16 protein-coding genes and 1 pseudogene are annotated in these 16503 nt (G+C 47.5%); 9 read left to right on the top strand and 8 right to left on the bottom strand.

Annotation, left to right across the window (positions count from 1 at the left end; translation table 11 throughout):
- Nucleotide 1: 1 nt before the first annotated feature.
- The 3 genes from MJO46_RS03655 to MJO46_RS03645 all read right to left on the bottom strand — a co-directional run bounded on the left by MJO46_RS03655 (nt 2) and on the right by MJO46_RS03645 (nt 2836).
- Nucleotides 2–820: an oxidoreductase gene (locus MJO46_RS03655; RefSeq protein ID WP_253988161.1), complete on the bottom strand. Its 819-nt coding sequence runs from the start codon at nt 818–820 to the stop codon at nt 2–4.
- A gap of 72 nt (nt 821–892) precedes the next feature.
- A complete protein-coding gene (locus tag MJO46_RS03650; RefSeq protein ID WP_253988160.1) occupies nt 893–1675 on the bottom strand; it encodes an SDR family oxidoreductase in 783 nt (260 codons plus the stop codon).
- 69 nt (nt 1676–1744) lie between these two features.
- Nucleotides 1745–2836: an alkene reductase gene (locus MJO46_RS03645; RefSeq protein WP_253988159.1), complete on the bottom strand. Its 1092-nt coding sequence runs from the start codon at nt 2834–2836 to the stop codon at nt 1745–1747.
- Between the two features lie 132 nt (nt 2837–2968).
- Here MJO46_RS03645 and MJO46_RS03640 point away from each other — a divergent pair, with 132 nt between their 5' ends.
- Nucleotides 2969–3538: a TetR/AcrR family transcriptional regulator gene (locus tag MJO46_RS03640; protein WP_253988158.1), complete on the top strand. Its 570-nt coding sequence runs from the start codon at nt 2969–2971 to the stop codon at nt 3536–3538.
- Nucleotides 3539–4017: 479 nt separating this feature from the next.
- On the opposite strand, the gene ylqF is transcribed toward MJO46_RS03640, so the two are convergent.
- Both ylqF and MJO46_RS03630 read right to left on the bottom strand, forming a co-directional pair.
- Nucleotides 4018–4959 carry a ribosome biogenesis GTPase YlqF gene (ylqF, locus tag MJO46_RS03635; RefSeq protein WP_253988157.1) on the bottom strand — a complete coding sequence of 314 codons (942 nt, stop codon included), beginning with the start codon at nt 4957–4959 and terminating at the stop codon, nt 4018–4020.
- Nucleotides 4960–5094: 135 nt separating this feature from the next.
- Complete coding sequence (locus MJO46_RS03630; protein WP_253988156.1) at nt 5095–5934, bottom strand: isopenicillin N synthase family oxygenase; 840 nt, start codon at nt 5932–5934, stop codon at nt 5095–5097.
- 231 nt (nt 5935–6165) lie between these two features.
- Here MJO46_RS03630 and MJO46_RS03625 point away from each other — a divergent pair, with 231 nt between their 5' ends.
- Nucleotides 6166–7071, top strand: a complete 906-nt coding sequence (locus MJO46_RS03625; protein WP_253988155.1) for a bifunctional methionine sulfoxide reductase B/A protein — start codon at nt 6166–6168, stop codon at nt 7069–7071.
- Between the two features lie 94 nt (nt 7072–7165).
- Here the strand turns inward: MJO46_RS03625 and hemB are convergent, their stop codons facing one another.
- Complete coding sequence (gene hemB, locus MJO46_RS03620) at nt 7166–8149, bottom strand: porphobilinogen synthase (RefSeq protein WP_253988154.1); 984 nt, start codon at nt 8147–8149, stop codon at nt 7166–7168.
- A gap of 351 nt (nt 8150–8500) precedes the next feature.
- Between hemB and tsaB the strand changes: the two genes are divergently transcribed.
- The 7 genes and pseudogenes from tsaB (at nt 8501) to rnd (ending at nt 15291) form a co-directional block, all read left to right on the top strand.
- Nucleotides 8501–9214: a tRNA (adenosine(37)-N6)-threonylcarbamoyltransferase complex dimerization subunit type 1 TsaB gene (tsaB, locus tag MJO46_RS03615; protein WP_253988153.1), complete on the top strand. Its 714-nt coding sequence runs from the start codon at nt 8501–8503 to the stop codon at nt 9212–9214.
- Nucleotides 9215–9373: 159 nt separating this feature from the next.
- On the top strand, nt 9374–9682 hold the full coding sequence (locus MJO46_RS03610; protein WP_198783203.1) for a hypothetical protein: 309 nt from the start codon (nt 9374–9376) through the stop codon (nt 9680–9682).
- Complete coding sequence (locus MJO46_RS03605) at nt 9675–10397, top strand: M50 family metallopeptidase (RefSeq protein ID WP_253988152.1); 723 nt, start codon at nt 9675–9677, stop codon at nt 10395–10397. Before MJO46_RS03610 ends, MJO46_RS03605 begins: the two co-directional genes overlap by 8 nt.
- 139 nt (nt 10398–10536) lie before the next feature.
- Nucleotides 10537–11349, top strand: a complete 813-nt coding sequence (locus MJO46_RS03600; RefSeq protein ID WP_253988151.1) for a class I SAM-dependent methyltransferase — start codon at nt 10537–10539, stop codon at nt 11347–11349.
- A gap of 21 nt (nt 11350–11370) precedes the next feature.
- Nucleotides 11371–12237, top strand: a complete 867-nt coding sequence (locus MJO46_RS03595; protein ID WP_253988150.1) for an alpha/beta fold hydrolase — start codon at nt 11371–11373, stop codon at nt 12235–12237.
- Nucleotides 12238–12435: 198 nt separating this feature from the next.
- A pseudogene (fadD, locus tag MJO46_RS03590) lies at nt 12436–14109 on the top strand (long-chain-fatty-acid--CoA ligase FadD).
- 72 nt (nt 14110–14181) lie between these two features.
- On the top strand, nt 14182–15291 hold the full coding sequence (gene rnd / locus MJO46_RS03585; protein ID WP_253988149.1) for a ribonuclease D: 1110 nt from the start codon (nt 14182–14184) through the stop codon (nt 15289–15291).
- 126 nt (nt 15292–15417) lie between these two features.
- Here the strand turns inward: rnd and minE are convergent, their stop codons facing one another.
- Together minE and minD are read right to left on the bottom strand one after the other, a co-directional pair.
- Nucleotides 15418–15675 (bottom strand): cell division topological specificity factor MinE, encoded by a 258-nt coding sequence (gene minE / locus MJO46_RS03580; protein ID WP_198783209.1) that lies wholly within the window; start codon nt 15673–15675, stop codon nt 15418–15420.
- 2 nt (nt 15676–15677) lie between these two features.
- Nucleotides 15678–16487 (bottom strand): septum site-determining protein MinD, encoded by an 810-nt coding sequence (minD, locus tag MJO46_RS03575; RefSeq protein WP_253988148.1) that lies wholly within the window; start codon nt 16485–16487, stop codon nt 15678–15680.
- Between the last annotated feature and the right edge of the window lie 16 nt (nt 16488–16503).

Genomic DNA, 16503 nt, shown 5'->3' with positions numbered 1-16503 from the left:
GTTATCCTTTCTCATCAATCCGCAGGCTTTTACGTATGCCTTTATCCAATACTGAGGCTGGGGCAAATCTACGTAAAAATTTAAGCTGGCTGGCAGCCTTACCTGCGGTATAACGTAATTGAGGCTTAGTTGCCTGAGCCGCTTTTAGCACTACATCCGCGACGACTTCAGGTGTGTCGCCACCTTCCATCGCCTCTTCTACAACTTTAGTCAGCTTAGCGCGGATCTTGTCGTATTCTGGAAGCATAGAATCGGGTTGGACATTGTTTGCTTCGAATTTGGTTTTGGTAAACGCCGGTTCGATTAATGACACCCTAATGCCGCGCGTACGCAATTCATGATCTAAAGCTTCAGAGTAGCCCTCAACAGCATGCTTGCTGGCGGCATAAAGCGCCACATAGGGCATAGGCACAACACCTATAATTGAACTGATGTTAATGATACGGCCAGAACCTTGACGTCGCATATGGGGCACGACGGCACGCGTCATACGGACAATACCGAAGAAGTTTGTGTCAAGAATACTCTTTGCTTGTTCTATTGAGCTTTCTTCTGCGCCTGCGGGGGCAACGCCAAAACCCGCATTATTAACTAAAAGGTCAATGCGCCCCTCAAGTCGAATGAGTTCGGTAACGGCCGCTTCGACAGATTCATCATTTGTCACATCAAGCGCCAGCATTGGAAAGCGAGCGCCACTCGAGGTTGCCCCACGTCGGCTAGTGCCGTAAACGCGGTAGCCAGCTGCTGCAAGTTTGATGGCCGTGGCTTCGCCAATGCCGGATGAGGCGCCCGTCACCAGTGCCACAAGTTTATTAGTCATTTTTTAAATCCTTAAACAAGGTTTTGATTGTCAATGCCTTAGCAAGGCACTGAATTAAGGTTCGAACGTTATTTAGGCTGTCTTATAACGCGCAGCTGCATGCGACATCTCGATGTCGGAAAGCAATCCTTGTCGCGCCTTTTCTAAATCATCCCAACGTGTCTCTTTATGCAGTGGTGGAATGGTGACCAGTTCCTTGCGATCGAAACCAACCAGTGCCGCATCGACGAGTTCATTGACTTCCATCATAGGTGAGGAGTTGCTGATATCGATTCCCGCGCGTTCCCAGATTTCGGTATAAGTGCCTGCTGGCAGAAGCGCTTGAACGTAAATACCTTTAGGTGACAATTCTTGGTGCATGCCTTGCGATAAGAACAAGACGAACGCCTTGCTAGCACCGTAGACAGACATTTGGTATTCAGGCGCTAAGCCAACAACCGAAGACACATTGACGATAGCGCCTTTGCCTTGTTGGACTAAACGTGGCGTTACCGCATTGGCAAGTCTGGTGAGTGCTGTGATGTTAAGCGCGATCAGTTTTTCGATTGAATCTGATGTTTGTTCAACAAAGCTACCTGATTGCGCGATACCCGCGTTGTTAATCAAAGTGTCGATACGCGCATCGTCTTGCAGACGTTTTTCAACGATAGCAAGGTCGTTTGATTTGGTGAGATCCGCAGGCAGCACATCGATATTCACGCGATACTCTTGGCGCAAGCGAGCTGCCAGAGCCTCAAGTTTTGCGCCATCACGGGCAACGATGACGAGATCGTGACCACGACGCGCAAAGCGATCAGCATAGATAGCGCCAATACCGGTAGAAGCGCCTGTGATAAGGACTGTAGAAGTGGTCATTATGTTTTACTCTCTAAATAGTTCTTTAAAACGTCGCGAATTACCTTAGGTATTTCGCGAGTTAATGTTTTAGGCGTTAGCATCGGCCAGCGTTGGATAATCGGTATAGCCTTTAGCTCCGCCGCCATAGAGTGTTGTGCCATCAAGCGCGTTTAACGCGGCACCAGTTTTCAATCTTTCAACGAGATCAGGGTTTGAAATGAATGGACGGCCAAGGGCAAACAAATCTGCTTTGCCTTCTGTTAAGTGGGCTGAAGCCAGTTCAGTGTTGTAGCCATTGTTGGCCATATAGGTATTTTTGAAGCGTTGGCGCAGTGAGCCGTAATCAAAGGGTGCAATATCACGCGGACCGCCGGTTGCACCTTCGACAATATGTAGATACACAATGCCGAGCTTATTCAACTCATCCGATACGTAGTCGTATTGTTCCTGTGGATTACTGATGGAGATGGCATTAGCGGGTGAAACGGGAGAAATACGCACACCCGTGCGCTCTGCACCAATTTCTTTACTTACCGCCGCAGTGACTTCCAACAGCAGGCGAGCACGGTTTTCGACAGACCCACCATAGGCGTCGGTGCGCTGATTAGCCCCATCTTTTAGGAATTGCTCCAACAGATAGCCATTTGCGCCGTGAACTTCCACGCCATCAAAGCCCGCTTTTATTGCATTGGCAGCCGCTTGGCGGAAATCTTCGATAATCACAGGGATCTCATCGAGTGCTAATGCGCGAGGTTCAGAAGTATCTGCAAAGCCATTATTCACAAATACTTTGGTTTCAGCTCGGATCGCTGACGGCGCAACTGGCGTAGCACCATTGGGTTGCAAATCAACGTGGGAGATGCGTCCGACGTGCCAGAGTTGGGCAAAAATTTTCCCCCCCTTGGCATGTACTGCATCGGTGACTTTACGCCAGCCATTGATTTGCGCCTGAGTGTAGAGTCCAGGTGTGTCTTGATAGCCTTGCGCTTGAGGGGATATCTGAGTGGCTTCGGTAATGATCAGGCCCGCCGATGCGCGCTGTGCGTAGTAAGTGGCAGCAAATTCACTCGGCACTAAGCCTGCACCCGCACGGTTACGAGTTAGTGGTGCCATCACAAAACGATTAGCAAGGGTAAGCGAGCCAAGCTTGTAGGGTTGGAATAGAGCTTTATCTGTCATTTTTGCGTTTTCCGTTTTATCACTGGAGAATGAAGGTAATGATGACGATCATAATCTAAAATGTCAATACTTTGATTATGACCATAATCAAAGTATACTGAGCCATGATTTTTGCGAGGAGACCTAATCGAGATGAAAGTGACAAAAGCACAGGCTCAAGAAAACCGTGAGCACATAGTTAAAACCGCTTCTGTGTTGTTTCGTGAACGTGGTTACGACGGTGTGGGCATTGCTGAGTTAATGTCTACAGCGGGATTTACTCATGGAGGGTTTTATAAGCATTTTCAATCTAAAGCAGATTTAATGGCAGAGGCGGCTGCTTATAGTTTTGCGCAATCGGTAGATAAAACGTCTGATATTGATGTTGTCACATTCTTGAAGCAATACCTATCCCGAGAGCATCGTGATGCGCCTGGCAACGGCTGTACCATGGCCGCTCTTTGCGCAGACGCAGGGCGTCAATCGGAGCCACTAAAAGAAACATTTTTAAGTGGAATTGAAAATCAATTAGCCACATTGGCATTAAATGATATCAACTTGAGCGACAGTGAATACCGCCAATCCCGAGCCAGTATAATAGGAGCGATGGCGCAAGCCGTAGGGGCCTTAGTCTTGTCAAGAGCTTGCCCTGACGACTCTGCGCTAGCGGATGAAATTTTGCAGGTGTGTCGTGCACAGATATCAGAACAATTTGATGAATAAATTTGTGGTTGGATAGATTGTCCAGCAAACGATAGCAAACTTTATTAAGATGCTTTTCAACCTATTGCTAAGAACTTAACTCACTTTTATCCGTATGGCCTGAAATCGTATGCAGCGCCTTAGTGGAGGCTTGAGCCCTAGGCCGTGAAAGTTGCACGCCCAGTTCTTCGAAGGGCGGTATTTAGTAACAAGTACCGCCTATCCGACAAAAGTATGTTGCATATGTCTTTTAAATCTACAGGTTACGCTAATGCTAACAGGTGAGCTAGGGTGATTGGCAAGATAGCCGTTCTCCCCATGGTTGCTTTTTGGCATTCATATCATCGCGGCATTTGTGAATCCTTTCACATCAGACGGGGCGGGTGGTCCTGCATCCAACGAGGTTTCTATTCACAGTGTCGATGAGCGAATACCATAGCTCGCCTATCAGTCGCAGCCTGTATTAGCCATTTAGTAGCTTAAGATTGCTCACCGCAGCCTTAATCGTTATGACGTTTTCCAGAGCGTTTTAGCTTCTCGGCTGCCAGTTTAGTCGCTTTTTCAGCTTCTTTTTCGGCTAGAATTCGCGCCACTTCCACCTTTTCAATTTCGGCCATCGCGGGGGTTTCTAAGGATAAGAGCCCAATTTTACCTGAGCGATATTCGTGCAATAACAGCTCCGATGCCTTATGCAAATCGATTCGCCCGCCGGGACGAAGGGCACCACGTTTGCGGCCGATTTCTTCGAGCAGCGCCATATCATCACGCGGTAATTCGCTTAAGTTATAACGCTCGCAAATTTCTTTAGGGTAGGCGCTAAGGAAATATTTTGCCGCGAACAGTGCGACATCTTCATATTCCATTGCGGTGTCTTTGATGGCTCCCGTCACGGCAAGACGATAGCTACTGGCTTCGTTATCCACTTTAGGCCATAAGATGCCCGGGGTGTCAGAGAGTACGATACCGTTGCGTAGGTTGATGCGCTGTTGAGTCTTAGTGACTGCGGGTTCGTTACCGGTTTTGGCGATGACACGGCCAGCCAAGGTATTGATAATAGTGGATTTACCAACGTTTGGAATGCCCATGATCATAGTGCGAATATCTTTTTCGGTCTTATCGCGACTGGGCACGAGTTTACGGCAGATATCGGGGATCTTCTTAACCATAGCGGCTTGTAATGTCGTGATGGCCGTGGCTTTCACGCCTTGCTCGCGTTCTAGGTACTCAATCCACTGCGCGGTGACTTCAGGATCGGCTAAGTCGGATTTATTGAGCAGTTTGATACAAGGTTTGTCGCCACGAAGCTTAGCCACCATGGGGTTTTCGCTACTGTAGGGAATGCGCGCGTCCAGCACTTCGATAACAAGATCGACCTGAGGCATGGCCTCTTCAATCTCTTTGCGTGCCTTGTGCATATGCCCTGGATACCATTGAATTGCCATGATAACGCCTTGTCCTAAATAACTTAAAGAATGGCTATTCTACCTTGAAGGTGGCGAATGTCATAAAAAAAGCGCCCTAAGGCGCTTCAATCGCTTAATCCTTGATGCTTTCTTGGATTAAAGTGTCGCTGCGGATTAGATCACCCCGAGTTCGCGCAGTCTTTCCATCAGATAACTGTCGGCGGTATAACGCTCAGACAGTACGACCGAAGGATTTGGGTGCAGGAATAAGGGCAGAGAGATCCGTGATTTGGTTTTATCTGTGCCTTCAGGGTTGATCACTCTGTGGGAGGTCGATGGGAAATACCCGCCGGATGCTTCCTGCAACATATCGCCGATATTGATGATAATGTTGCCAAAATCGCTTGGCACATCTAACCAAGTACCGTCCTTGGCTTTCACTTGTAGCCCTGGCTCATTGGCTGCGGGCAGTACAGTGATAAGGTTGATATCTTCGTGGGCCGCGGCGCGAATGGCGCCCAGTTCCTCATCGCCTGTCATTGGCGGATAATGCAGAATGCGCAGCAAGGTTTTCTGGCTATCGGCGATCATCTCGGGTAAGGGCATCGAAAACTTGGCTTTAACTTCTTCAGGTGAGTAGGTTTCGATCCACTCTAATAGCTCAGCGGCCAGGGCGTTGGCTTTAGCATAATAGGCCAGAATATTGGCGCGCAGTGAGTCAGGGATACGTCCCCAAGGGTAGACATGGTAATACTCTTTGATGTCTTTGACTGTGTTGCCCTTAGCGGTTTCTGAAATCGAAGCGGGGAAGAAACCATCGTGGGTTTCTTTTTTGAACATATAGTCGTTTTTGGCTTCTGAATTAAAAAACGCTTGCCACTCAGTGTAAATATCCTCAACCAGGCGTTTATCAATCGGATGATTAGATAAAACGCCAAAACCGGTTTCCCGCAGCGATTCAACAAATTGTTTGGCGCTGCCTTCGCCGCGGTAATCAATTGTTTCTAGTTTCATTTTGATTTCTACTTATTATGTGTATTTATAATATGACCCGTGGCAAGTGTAACTGTGCGCTAGAGCGGGTGCAAACACACCGCGAGTGTGACCAAGATCAATAGCTGAATTTTTACTCGCTTAACAAATTTATGTGCATCTAGTCCGGTCCCATAACTGAACTAAATCAGCTTTTTAATCCTCAAAACTGCAATCCAATTGAGAATTGATGTAAACCGAAGGGGCAATAAAATGAACAAACTGACGGATTTTGAACGCTATGTCATTGAAGATAAAGGCACTGAGCGCCCCTTTAGCGGAGAGTATTATCAGCACGACGCGAAAGGGGTTTATTTATGCAAAAAATGCCATGCGCCCTTGTATCGCTCAGATGATAAGTTTAATGCCCACTGCGGCTGGCCAGCCTTCGATGATGAAATCCAAGGGGCGGTAACACGGCATGTCGATGCCGATGGCCACCGAACGGAGATTGTTTGTAGCCAGTGTGGTGGGCATTTAGGCCATGTATTTGAAGGGGAATATTTAACGCCAAAGAATATTCGCCACTGCGTTAACTCTGTCTCTATGGTGTTTCAAGCGGCTGACGAGGTGACTGAATCAACGCATAAAACGGCCTTTGCCACCTTTGGTGCGGGCTGTTTTTGGTGTGTTGAAGCGATCTTTAAGAGCCTTAAGGGCGTGCTGAACGTTAGTTCAGGTTACTCGGGCGGGGAGGCGAGTGATGCCGATTATAAGTCGGTATGTTCGGGATTAACTGGGCATGCCGAAGTGGTGCACATTGAGTTTGACCCTGCGCAAGTCACTTTTAGCACGCTGCTACAGGTGTTATTTGAGAGTCACGATCCGACCACCCTCAATCGCCAAGGCAATGATAAAGGGCCGCAGTATCGTTCAGTCGTCTTTGCCCACGATGCGGCGCAGATTGAAGAGACCAACGCCATGATTGCCAAATTAACCGAGGCAAGGGTATTTGATGCGCCGATCGTCACTCAAGTGGTGGCCTTTGAGTCTTTTTATCCCGCCGAGGATTACCATAATGATTACTTCGCCCTGCATGGCGAGCAGCCCTATTGCCAAATAGTGGTGCGGCCAAAGGTTGAAAAGATCAGAGCCCTTTTTGCCGAGCTACAAGCATAAGCTTAATGTGCGAGCAGATTGACCGATAAAAAACGCCACCGATAGGGTGGCGTTTTAGTTAACTGCTTGGTAAATAGGCTTAAGACTCAGCGCATTAGCGGGATTGCGCTAACCACTCGGCATATTGCTTCGCGTAATAACTGACAATTAAATCCGCGCCCGCACGTTTTAACCCGATAAAGGTTTCGGTGACGACGGCGCGCTCATCTAGCGCGCCTGCAAGGGCCGCAAATTTAATGCCCGCATATTCTCCACCAACCTGATAAGCCGCTAAGGGAAGGTGGGTTTCCTGTCTCAAACGGCTTAACACATCCAAGTAGGGCGTACCGGGTTTTACCATCAAAATATCCGCGCCTTCGGCTTCATCTAGCAGCGCTTCGAGCAAGGCTTGGCGCCCGTTGGCATAGTCAAGTTGATATCCCTTGCGATTACCGCTGAGTTCACAATCGACCGCCGCTCTAAAAGGCCCATAGAAGGAAGAGGCGAATTTTGCCGAGTGGGCCAGAATCGCCACGTGCTCAAAACCTGCGGCATCGAGCCCTTGGCGAATAGCTTTCACTTGACCGTCCATCATGGCCGATGGTGCTAACATATCTGCGCCCGCTTTAGCGGCAGTGACCGATTGCTTAACTAAGTTTTCGACGGTGAGATCGTTGCAGACTTCATTATTGTGCACCACGCCGCAATGGCCGTGATCTGTGTATTCACAAAAACAAATATCGGGGATCACCATCATCTCGGGCACGGCCGCTTTAATGGTGCGCACCATGCGGGCGAGCAAGCCATTGTCATCCCAGGTGTCGCTGCCTTTATCATCCTTAGTGTGGGAAATCCCAAAGGGCATTACATAGCGGATCCCGAGGGCATAAAGTTCGCGCACTTCATCCGCAAGTCTACTCTCAGGCAAGCGGCTGATGCCAGGTAGCGTGGAGATGGGTGCGGCATGGGTGATGTGCTCTTCAATGAACAGGGGATGGATAAGATCGCTGAGTGAAATATGGGTCTCACGCAGCAGATCGCGCATCGCTTCTGAGCTACGTAAGCGTCTTAGGCGACGCAATGGGGGCGTGTTTAACATGAAATGTCCTTATCGAAGGCGGATTAATGCAATCGTACAATAGTAAAGGAATGGCAAGGAATGAATTCAATCCAGACTCGTCTGCTCTGACAAGCAGAGTTGCAAAAGTTTCCCCAAGCGAGCGGTATTCATTAATGAGTTTATCGATCATTGACTTAGATCACATAAATCCATCTCGTCTTGATTTGCTGCTGGATATCATGCGGGCGCTATTTTAGCTGAGTTACTTGCTTAGCCCTTTGTTTTCGGGCATTTGATGTTATTATTTGTGCCAGTTTTCCCATGGCATATTCGCACAATACAGATTATGTAAGTTTGATGCGAAACCTTGCCCGCTAATCCGGTTTTTAAATGACAACAACACAATCATACTCAGCTTGTATTCTCGCGTTAGACACTTGCACCGAAGCCTGCTCTGCAGCGCTCTCCTATCAAGGGCAGATTTTTGCGGAAATAGCCGATGCGCCCCGTGAGCACAGTCAGCGCCTTTTGCCTATGGTTGATTCGGTTTTGAAGCAAGCGGGGATTGGCTTAGATAAACTCGATGCTATCGCCTATGGCCGCGGCCCAGGTAGTTTTACCGGCATTCGCATTTGCACCAGCATGACCCAAGGTCTGGCGCTGGGGTTAGATTTGCCAGTGATTGGTATTTCAACCCTAGCGGCAATGGCGCAAATGGCGATAACTGAACACCAAGCCGAGCAAGTGCTCTGTACTATCGACGCCCGTATGGGGGAAGTGTATTGGGGGCAATTTGTGGCGGTCGATGGGATTGCGACCCTCGTCGGTGAAGAAGCCGTGAGTGCACCTGCTGAGGTGCAGCTTGTGTTAAATCTTGAGCAACCTATCGTTGGATGTGGCACTGGATTTGATGCTTATCCTGATTTACTGGCACTTGGCGCGGGGATTTTAGCGCTGAATGCCGTGAAATATCCCGATGCGCGGGCTATGCTCAAACTTGCGGATGTGGCCATAAAAGCAGGGCTGACAACCTCGGTCGATGATCTTGAGCCTGTCTATTTACGTGATACAGTGACATGGAAAAAGTTACCGGGCCGTGAATAATCTGTTTATCATAGCGTCCTAATGCATTCGCGATGCGAATGCATTAGGACGCTAGGACGCTAGGACGTTATGATGTTAGAAACTGGGCCTCATTTCGCGCTTGTGTGCTAGCGAAAGCAATACACTGGAACTCACCTAGGTATTTATATAGGCATCTTGATGCAGATAAATGTGAATCAAATGAGTTTGACCAATGCCGTAGCGAGTAATAGACCCGCTATCGCTCAGGGGCTTACAGCACCTGAATCGTCGCGCCCAGTGATTGAGCAAGATGCCGTTGCCGCCCTAAATTTAGATGAATTTTCATCCCCTTCAGCGAAAAGTTTACAGTCAAGGCTCGGTGCTCAGCTCGAATATGAGCAAGATACCCGCGGCCATCAAGGGGCGATAGCCCAGTATCTACAGACCCAGCATGCTGCCAAGCGCGAAGAAATTCAGCAAATGGTGGGTGTGGACGTGTATGCCTGATAATCAAAAAATGCCATCACAACCAACATCTTATGCTAAAAAACCAACGGGATTGACCGTCTCAGGTATTCCAAGTCGTGGACTGTTTATCATAGAACTGGTGTTGGCTTTGCTATTAACTCGCATACCCTATCTCAGTGTGCCATTTAAATGGCTCGAGAGTTATTTCCATGAGTTATCCCATGGTATTGCAACCGTCCTAAGTGGTGGTCTTGTGAGCCATATTCAGCTGTTTCCCAATGGGGCAGGTTTTTGCTTTAGCCAAGGCGGTTCGCCGCTGTTTATTGGTTTTGCAGGGTATTTAGGTGCGGCCTGTTGGGGATATTTAATTTACTTATTAGCTACTTGGCCAAGGGGGATAAGAGTCAGTTTTGCCTTTCTTGGCGCATTAGTCGTGCTGAGTGGGTTGCTCTGGGGGCGAGATGTGCTCACGCTTGCCATACTCGCCGTGTTAGCAATTATCTTTTTATTGCCATTAAAGCTTAATAAAAACAAAATATTAACGCAGTTTCTACGGGTCGTAGGATTGATGATTATGCTCAATGCCCTAGCTAGCCCAACTGTGCTCCTTGGGCTCGATGGGCAAGGGGATGCGGTATTGCTAGCGGAGCACTCGTGGATCCCAGCATGGATTTGGGTCGGCCTATGGTTACTTTGTAGTGCCTGCGCCTTATTCTTCGCTTGGCGTAGAGTCGATTTAGCCACTCGCCATTAATTCTGCCTGATTGTCAAAACTGGCTGAGGCGTAAATTCCACAAATATTTACACCGCAACTCATTAACTTATTGTGCTATTCCTTGGATTTTTAAGCATTGACTGCTAGCTTAAGTGTTCGGTATCCAAGGAGAATTACGATGAAAAAAGTCACGTTAATCGCCAGCATGCTTATTACTGGTCTGTGTTCGGGCATAGTTCACGCCGATGATGGCTTGGACAAGGCTATCAAGAGTGAATTCCGCCAAGCTAAAAACGCCAGTCGAGATATCTATCGTCACCCCGCAGAAACCCTGACATTTTTTGGTATATCACCCAATCAAACTGTGGTCGAACTATGGCCCGGTAATGGTTGGTATAGTGAAATTTTAGGGCCCTATTTAGCTAAAGAAGGCCAATATATTGCGGCCAGTTTTGAGACTCAACCCGCGACCGATACCCCCGGAAATAAATATCGAGCCAATGCGGGTAGTAAGTTTGAAACTTGGATGACAGCAAATAAAGCCTTGTTTGGAAAAGCTAAAATCGTCACATTTGATCCGCCCCATAAGATGGAACTCGGTGCCGATGGCAGTGCCGATCTGGTACTAACATTCCGTAACCTGCATAACTGGGCCTCAGCGGATCAATTGGAAAATGTGTTTGCTGCTTCCTATAAAGTGCTCAAAGATGGCGGGGTATTTGGTGTCGTTGAACACAGAGCCAACAAAGGGATGAGTCTTAGCAGTGGTTATATGGATCAAACCGAGATGATTGCCTTAGCCGAGAAAGTCGGTTTTAGCTTAGATCAAAGTTCAGAGATCAACGCCAATCCTAAGGATACTAAGGATTACGCTAAAGGGGTTTGGACACTTCCCCCCTCATATGCCTTAGGCGATACCGATAAAGCAAAATACCAAGCAATCGGTGAAAGTGACCGCATGACGCTAAAATTTATCAAAAAAGCACGTTAATTACCTGACATCAGAGACAATATGTGGCAATCTTTCGCCCCCCAAAATCAAGTTGAGTTTGTATTACCCCATATCAAGCTGAGTGGCCGATTATGGGGGGCGAGGGATAAGCCGTTATTGCTTGCCTTACATGGCTGGTTAGATAACGCCAATAGTTTTGAACCGCTCGCTGAGTTTTTACCTCATTATCAGGTGCTTGCCATCGATTGGCCCGGACATGGATTTTCAGCCCACCGGCCGGGCCATTATCCGCTGCATTGGATTGATTACTTGTATGATCTGGACGCCTTGTTGACCGTCTTACCGCAGAAACCGCTCGCCATGGTTGGACATTCACTCGGGGGGATCATTGCGTCGGCCTACACGGCGGCCTTCCCTGAAAAGGTCAATAAACTGATTTTGATTGAAGCTTTAAGCCCATTGTTTGAATCACCGACGCAAGCGAAGGCGCGTTTACGTAAGAGTTTTTATCAACATGAAAAACACTTAAGCCAGCAGCATCGGCAGATAAAAATTTACGACAGTATCGATACCGCGGTACGAGCGAGGGCACATTTAACAGGCTTGGCTGAACCTTGGTGCCAATTATTACTTGAGCGCAATATGCGCCCCGAAGCGAACGGCATCGGCTGGCGAAGCGATCCAAGGTTGAAATTAGATTCACCCCAGAGATTAACTTTCGCTCAGGTTGATGCACTCATGCAGGATATCTCGGTGGCAACCCTATTGATTTGCGGTAAACAGGGATTTAGCCAATTGCAGAGCGCCTTGCCTAAGGCGCGAGTGTGGTTCAAACAGCTTTCTGAACACATTATCGAGGGGGATCACCATGTTCATATGGAGAATGCGCAGGGGGTAGCGCAGTTGATCCGAGACTTTGTTGAATAGTGGCTTTGGCTAACCAAAAAAGGCACTAGGTTTTTTGTTTTTTTTATGTGATGATGATCAAAATTAAAACGCTCGTATGATTTATGACGAGTTAATCAATAACAAGAAATGTAAGCCGGTATTTTAACTCGGTATTTATCGAGTGTTGACGGTTGTATGGATACCGTTTCCGCAGTTGTGGGGATTTAGGAGAGAGTTGTGGATCAGCCTTGGATTAATCATTTACCAAAAGATGTGCCTGCTGAGATAAATGTGGATCAGTATTCATCGCTCGTCGATATGTTTGAGACGGCGGTGGCTAAGTATGCGGATCAACCTGCATTTATCAACATGGGTGCCACGCTAACCTACCGTAAATTGGAAGAGCGCAGCCGTGCTTTTGCCGCCTATTTACAAAATGAATTAAAGCTCGAAAAGGGTGACCGTGTTGCCTTAATGATGCCAAACTTACTGCAATACCCCATTGCGCTGTTTGGTGTTTTGCGGGCCGGTATGGTGGTGGTTAACGTTAACCCACTTTATACACCGCGCGAACTTAAACATCAGTTGATTGACTCTGGCGCCAAAGCCATTGTGGTGGTGTCAAACTTTGCCCGCACTTTAGAAGAAGTGGTTGATCAAACTCCGGTTAAGAGCGTGATTATCACCAGTTTAGGTGATCAATTAAGCGCACCAAAACGCACCTTAGTGAACTTTGTGGTGAAGTACATTAAGAAGTTAGTGCCTAAATACGATTTACCCCACGCACTTTCAATGCGCGACACTCTTTCCCGTGGACGACGCATGCAGTATGTCAAACCCGTTATCACCAATGATGATCTTGCCTTTTTGCAATATACCGGTGGCACAACTGGGGTATCTAAAGGGGCGATGCTGACCCATAGGAACGTGGTTGCTAACGTGTTGCAGGCCGATGGTGCTTATTCGCCCGCCTTAAACGATGGCAGTGAATTTGTGGTCACGGCATTGCCTCTGTACCATATTTTTGCTTTAACAGTGAATTGCTTACTGTTTTTACACAAGGGTAGCCAGAATCTACTGATCACTAATCCCCGTGATATTCCTGCCTTTGTCGCTGAACTAAAAAAATATCCTTTTACCGCATTAACTGGGGTGAATACCTTATTTAATGCCTTAGTCAACAGTGAAGATTTTTCCCAACTGGATTTTTCCCGCCTAAAACTGTCGATTGGCGGCGGTATGGCGGTACAAAAAGCCGTGGCAGATAAATGGCAAAACATCACTAAAACCCGTTTGCTTGAAGGTTATGGCTTGACCGAAGCTTCGCCGCTATTAACTTGTTGTCCATATAATTTAGATGGTTATAACGGTTCTATCGGTTTCCCAGCACCATCGACACTTATTCAGATCCGCGATGACGACGGTAACATCTTAGCCCAAGGCGAAACCGGAGAGTTGTTTGGTAAAGGCCCTCAGGTGATGAAAGGCTACTGGCAACGCCCAGAAGAAACGGCCAAAGTGATCGATAAAGATGGCTGGTTAGCCACGGGCGACATAGGCTATATGGATGAACAAGGCTTTTTCTATATCGTCGATCGTAAAAAAGACATGATCTTGGTTTCTGGGTTTAACGTCTTCCCCAATGAGGTGGAAGAGGTGGTCGCACTGCATCCTAAGGTTATCGAAGTCGCCGCCGTGGGGGTCCCCAATGACGCCAGTGGTGAATTAGTGAAGGTTTTTGTGGTGGCATAAGATAAATCCTTAACCGCTGATGACATCATTAAGCATTGTCGTATTCATTTAACGGGATATAAAGTACCGAAGCTGGTAGAATTTAGGAACGAGTTACCTAAAACCAACGTGGGTAAGATCTTGCGACGAGAGCTTAGAGACGAAGTTAAGCGCGCGTAGGATTGAAGCCGGCAATGAGCCGGCTTTTGTTTTTATGGACTGTGATTGACCCCACAGGAACTGGAGAAGAATTTGTCAGCGTTTCAGTATGTGAGCGATGCAGCGGGCCTTAATGCCCTCGTCGCCCAATATCAACAGAGTAAAATACTCGTCTTAGATACCGAGTTTGTTCGTACTCGGACTTATTATGCAAAATTAGGCCTCATTCAGGCCTATGATGGCCACACCTTAGCCTTGATCGATCCAGTGGCACTACCCGATCTATCGCAATTTTGGGCCTTGCTCGATAATCCCAATATTATCAAGTTAGTACATTCTTGCAGTGAAGACTTAGAAGTATTTGCGCACTATGGTCAGTGTCAACCAGCACCTTTATTCGATAGCCAAATTGCGGCATCTTTATGTGGTATGGGCCATGGCGTGGGTTACGCTAAGCTGGTGGAAACTTGCCTTGGTGAAGTGATTGATAAGGGCGAATCCCGTACTGATTGGATACGACGTCCCTTAAGTGAAGCGCAGCTGACCTATGCGGCGAACGATGTCCTCTTCTTATATCAACTCTATCCACAACTTGAAGCCAAACTCAGCGCCCAGGGGCGATTAACTTGGTTATACGAGGAAGGCCAGCGGATGACAGAGGGGCGCTTAGCGGCCCCGGATCTAGATACCGCCTATTTAAAGGTTAAAAATGCCTTTCAATTGAATGAGATCCAATTAGCCTATCTTAAGGTATTAGCTAAATGGCGCCTTGAAAAAGCCTTAGCCCGGGATCTTGCCTTAGGGTTTGTGATTAAGGACCATGGGCTGATAGCTCTTGCTAAAAAACAGCCTAAAAGCATCGCCGAGTTAATGAAACTCAACGACTTAACCGAGCAGGAAAAGCGTATTCACGGTAAAGAGATACTGCGGATCATGCAAACGGCGGATCTGGTCAATCTACCCGAGTTAGTCGATGTATTAGCCTTAAAATCCGGCTACAAATCGGCTTTTAAGAGCATTAAAACCTGTTTGGCAGAATTGTGTGAACACCATGAAGTTCCACAGGAAATGTTAGCGTCTAAACGGCATATCCATGAATATCTGCAGTGGCGTTGGGATAATCAGCAGGGCGATTTACCCGCAGTGTTATGTGGCTGGCGTGGTGAATTAGCCGCGCAGTCATTAGCCAAACTTGAGCTTTAGTCTTAGCGTAAACCCTAGGCGGCAAAAAACGTCATCCCCCATTTGGGGATGACGTATATATCCAAACCAGTCCAAGATGGCGAAACTCATACCTGAACACCTTGAACCAGCTTGGGAAAGCTCGACTTATCTGTCTGGCAGAGTGATGTTAAGCTCGAGTACCGACAGATTATCGTCGTTTTGATCTAACTGCACTGACACTTGATCATCAGAAATCTGCACATATTTGCGAATAACCGCAATAATTTCTTGTTTCATTTGTGGAAAATAATCGGGGGTGTCCCGTTGACCACGTTGATGAGCCACAATAATTTGTAGTCGCTCTTTTGCCATTACCGCAGTGCTAGGCTTTTTCTTGCTTTTGAAATAGTCGAGTAAAGACATAATTAGCTACCAAATATCCGTTGTAAGAAACCTTTCTTTTCTTCCGTAATAAAGCGTACTGGAACATCTTCACCCAATAGGCGCGCGACCGTGTCACTGTAGGCGAGGCCAGCATCGCTTTCTTGATCGATAATCACAGGCACGCCTGAGTTTGAGGCTTTGAGTACTGATTGTGACTCAGGGATCACGCCTAACAATTCAATTGCGAGGATTTCTTTAACATCGTCAACACTTAACATCTCACCGGATTTCACGCGGCTCGGTGAATAGCGAGTCAGCAGTAAAAACTCTTTTATCGGCTCTAAATTCAGTTCTGCACGGCGAGATTTGCTCTGTAGCATACCTAAAATACGATCTGAGTCGCGCACCGAACTCACTTCTGGATTGGTGGTGACAATGGCGATATCGGCAAAATACAGTGCCATCATAGCGCCTTGCTCAATCCCTGCTGGGGAATCGCAGATAATAAATTCAAAGTCTTGCGCTAAATCATCGAGCACACGGCCCACGCCTTCTTTGGTCAGCGCATCTTTATCGCGGGTTTGCGATGCGGGCAGCACAAACAGTTTTTCGCAGCGTTTGTCTTTGATGAGTGCCTGATTAAGATTGGCTTCACCGTTGATCACATTGACGAAGTCATAAACGACACGACGCTCGCAGCCCATGATCAAATCGAGATTTCGTAAGCCGATATCAAAATCGATAACGACAGTCTTGTGTCCTTGCATTGCGAGTCCGGTGGCGATCGCCGCACTCGATGTGGTTTTACCGACACCGCCTTTACCTGAAGTGACAACAATAATTTGTGCCATGTTTCTCTCTATCCTT

It is taken from the genome of Shewanella sp. KJ2020 (assembly GCF_024197625.1).
GTDB lineage: Bacteria > Pseudomonadota > Gammaproteobacteria > Enterobacterales > Shewanellaceae > Shewanella.
The sequence above is the reverse complement of the archived record's forward strand: the minus strand, read 5'-3'. Positions and strand labels throughout refer to the sequence as shown.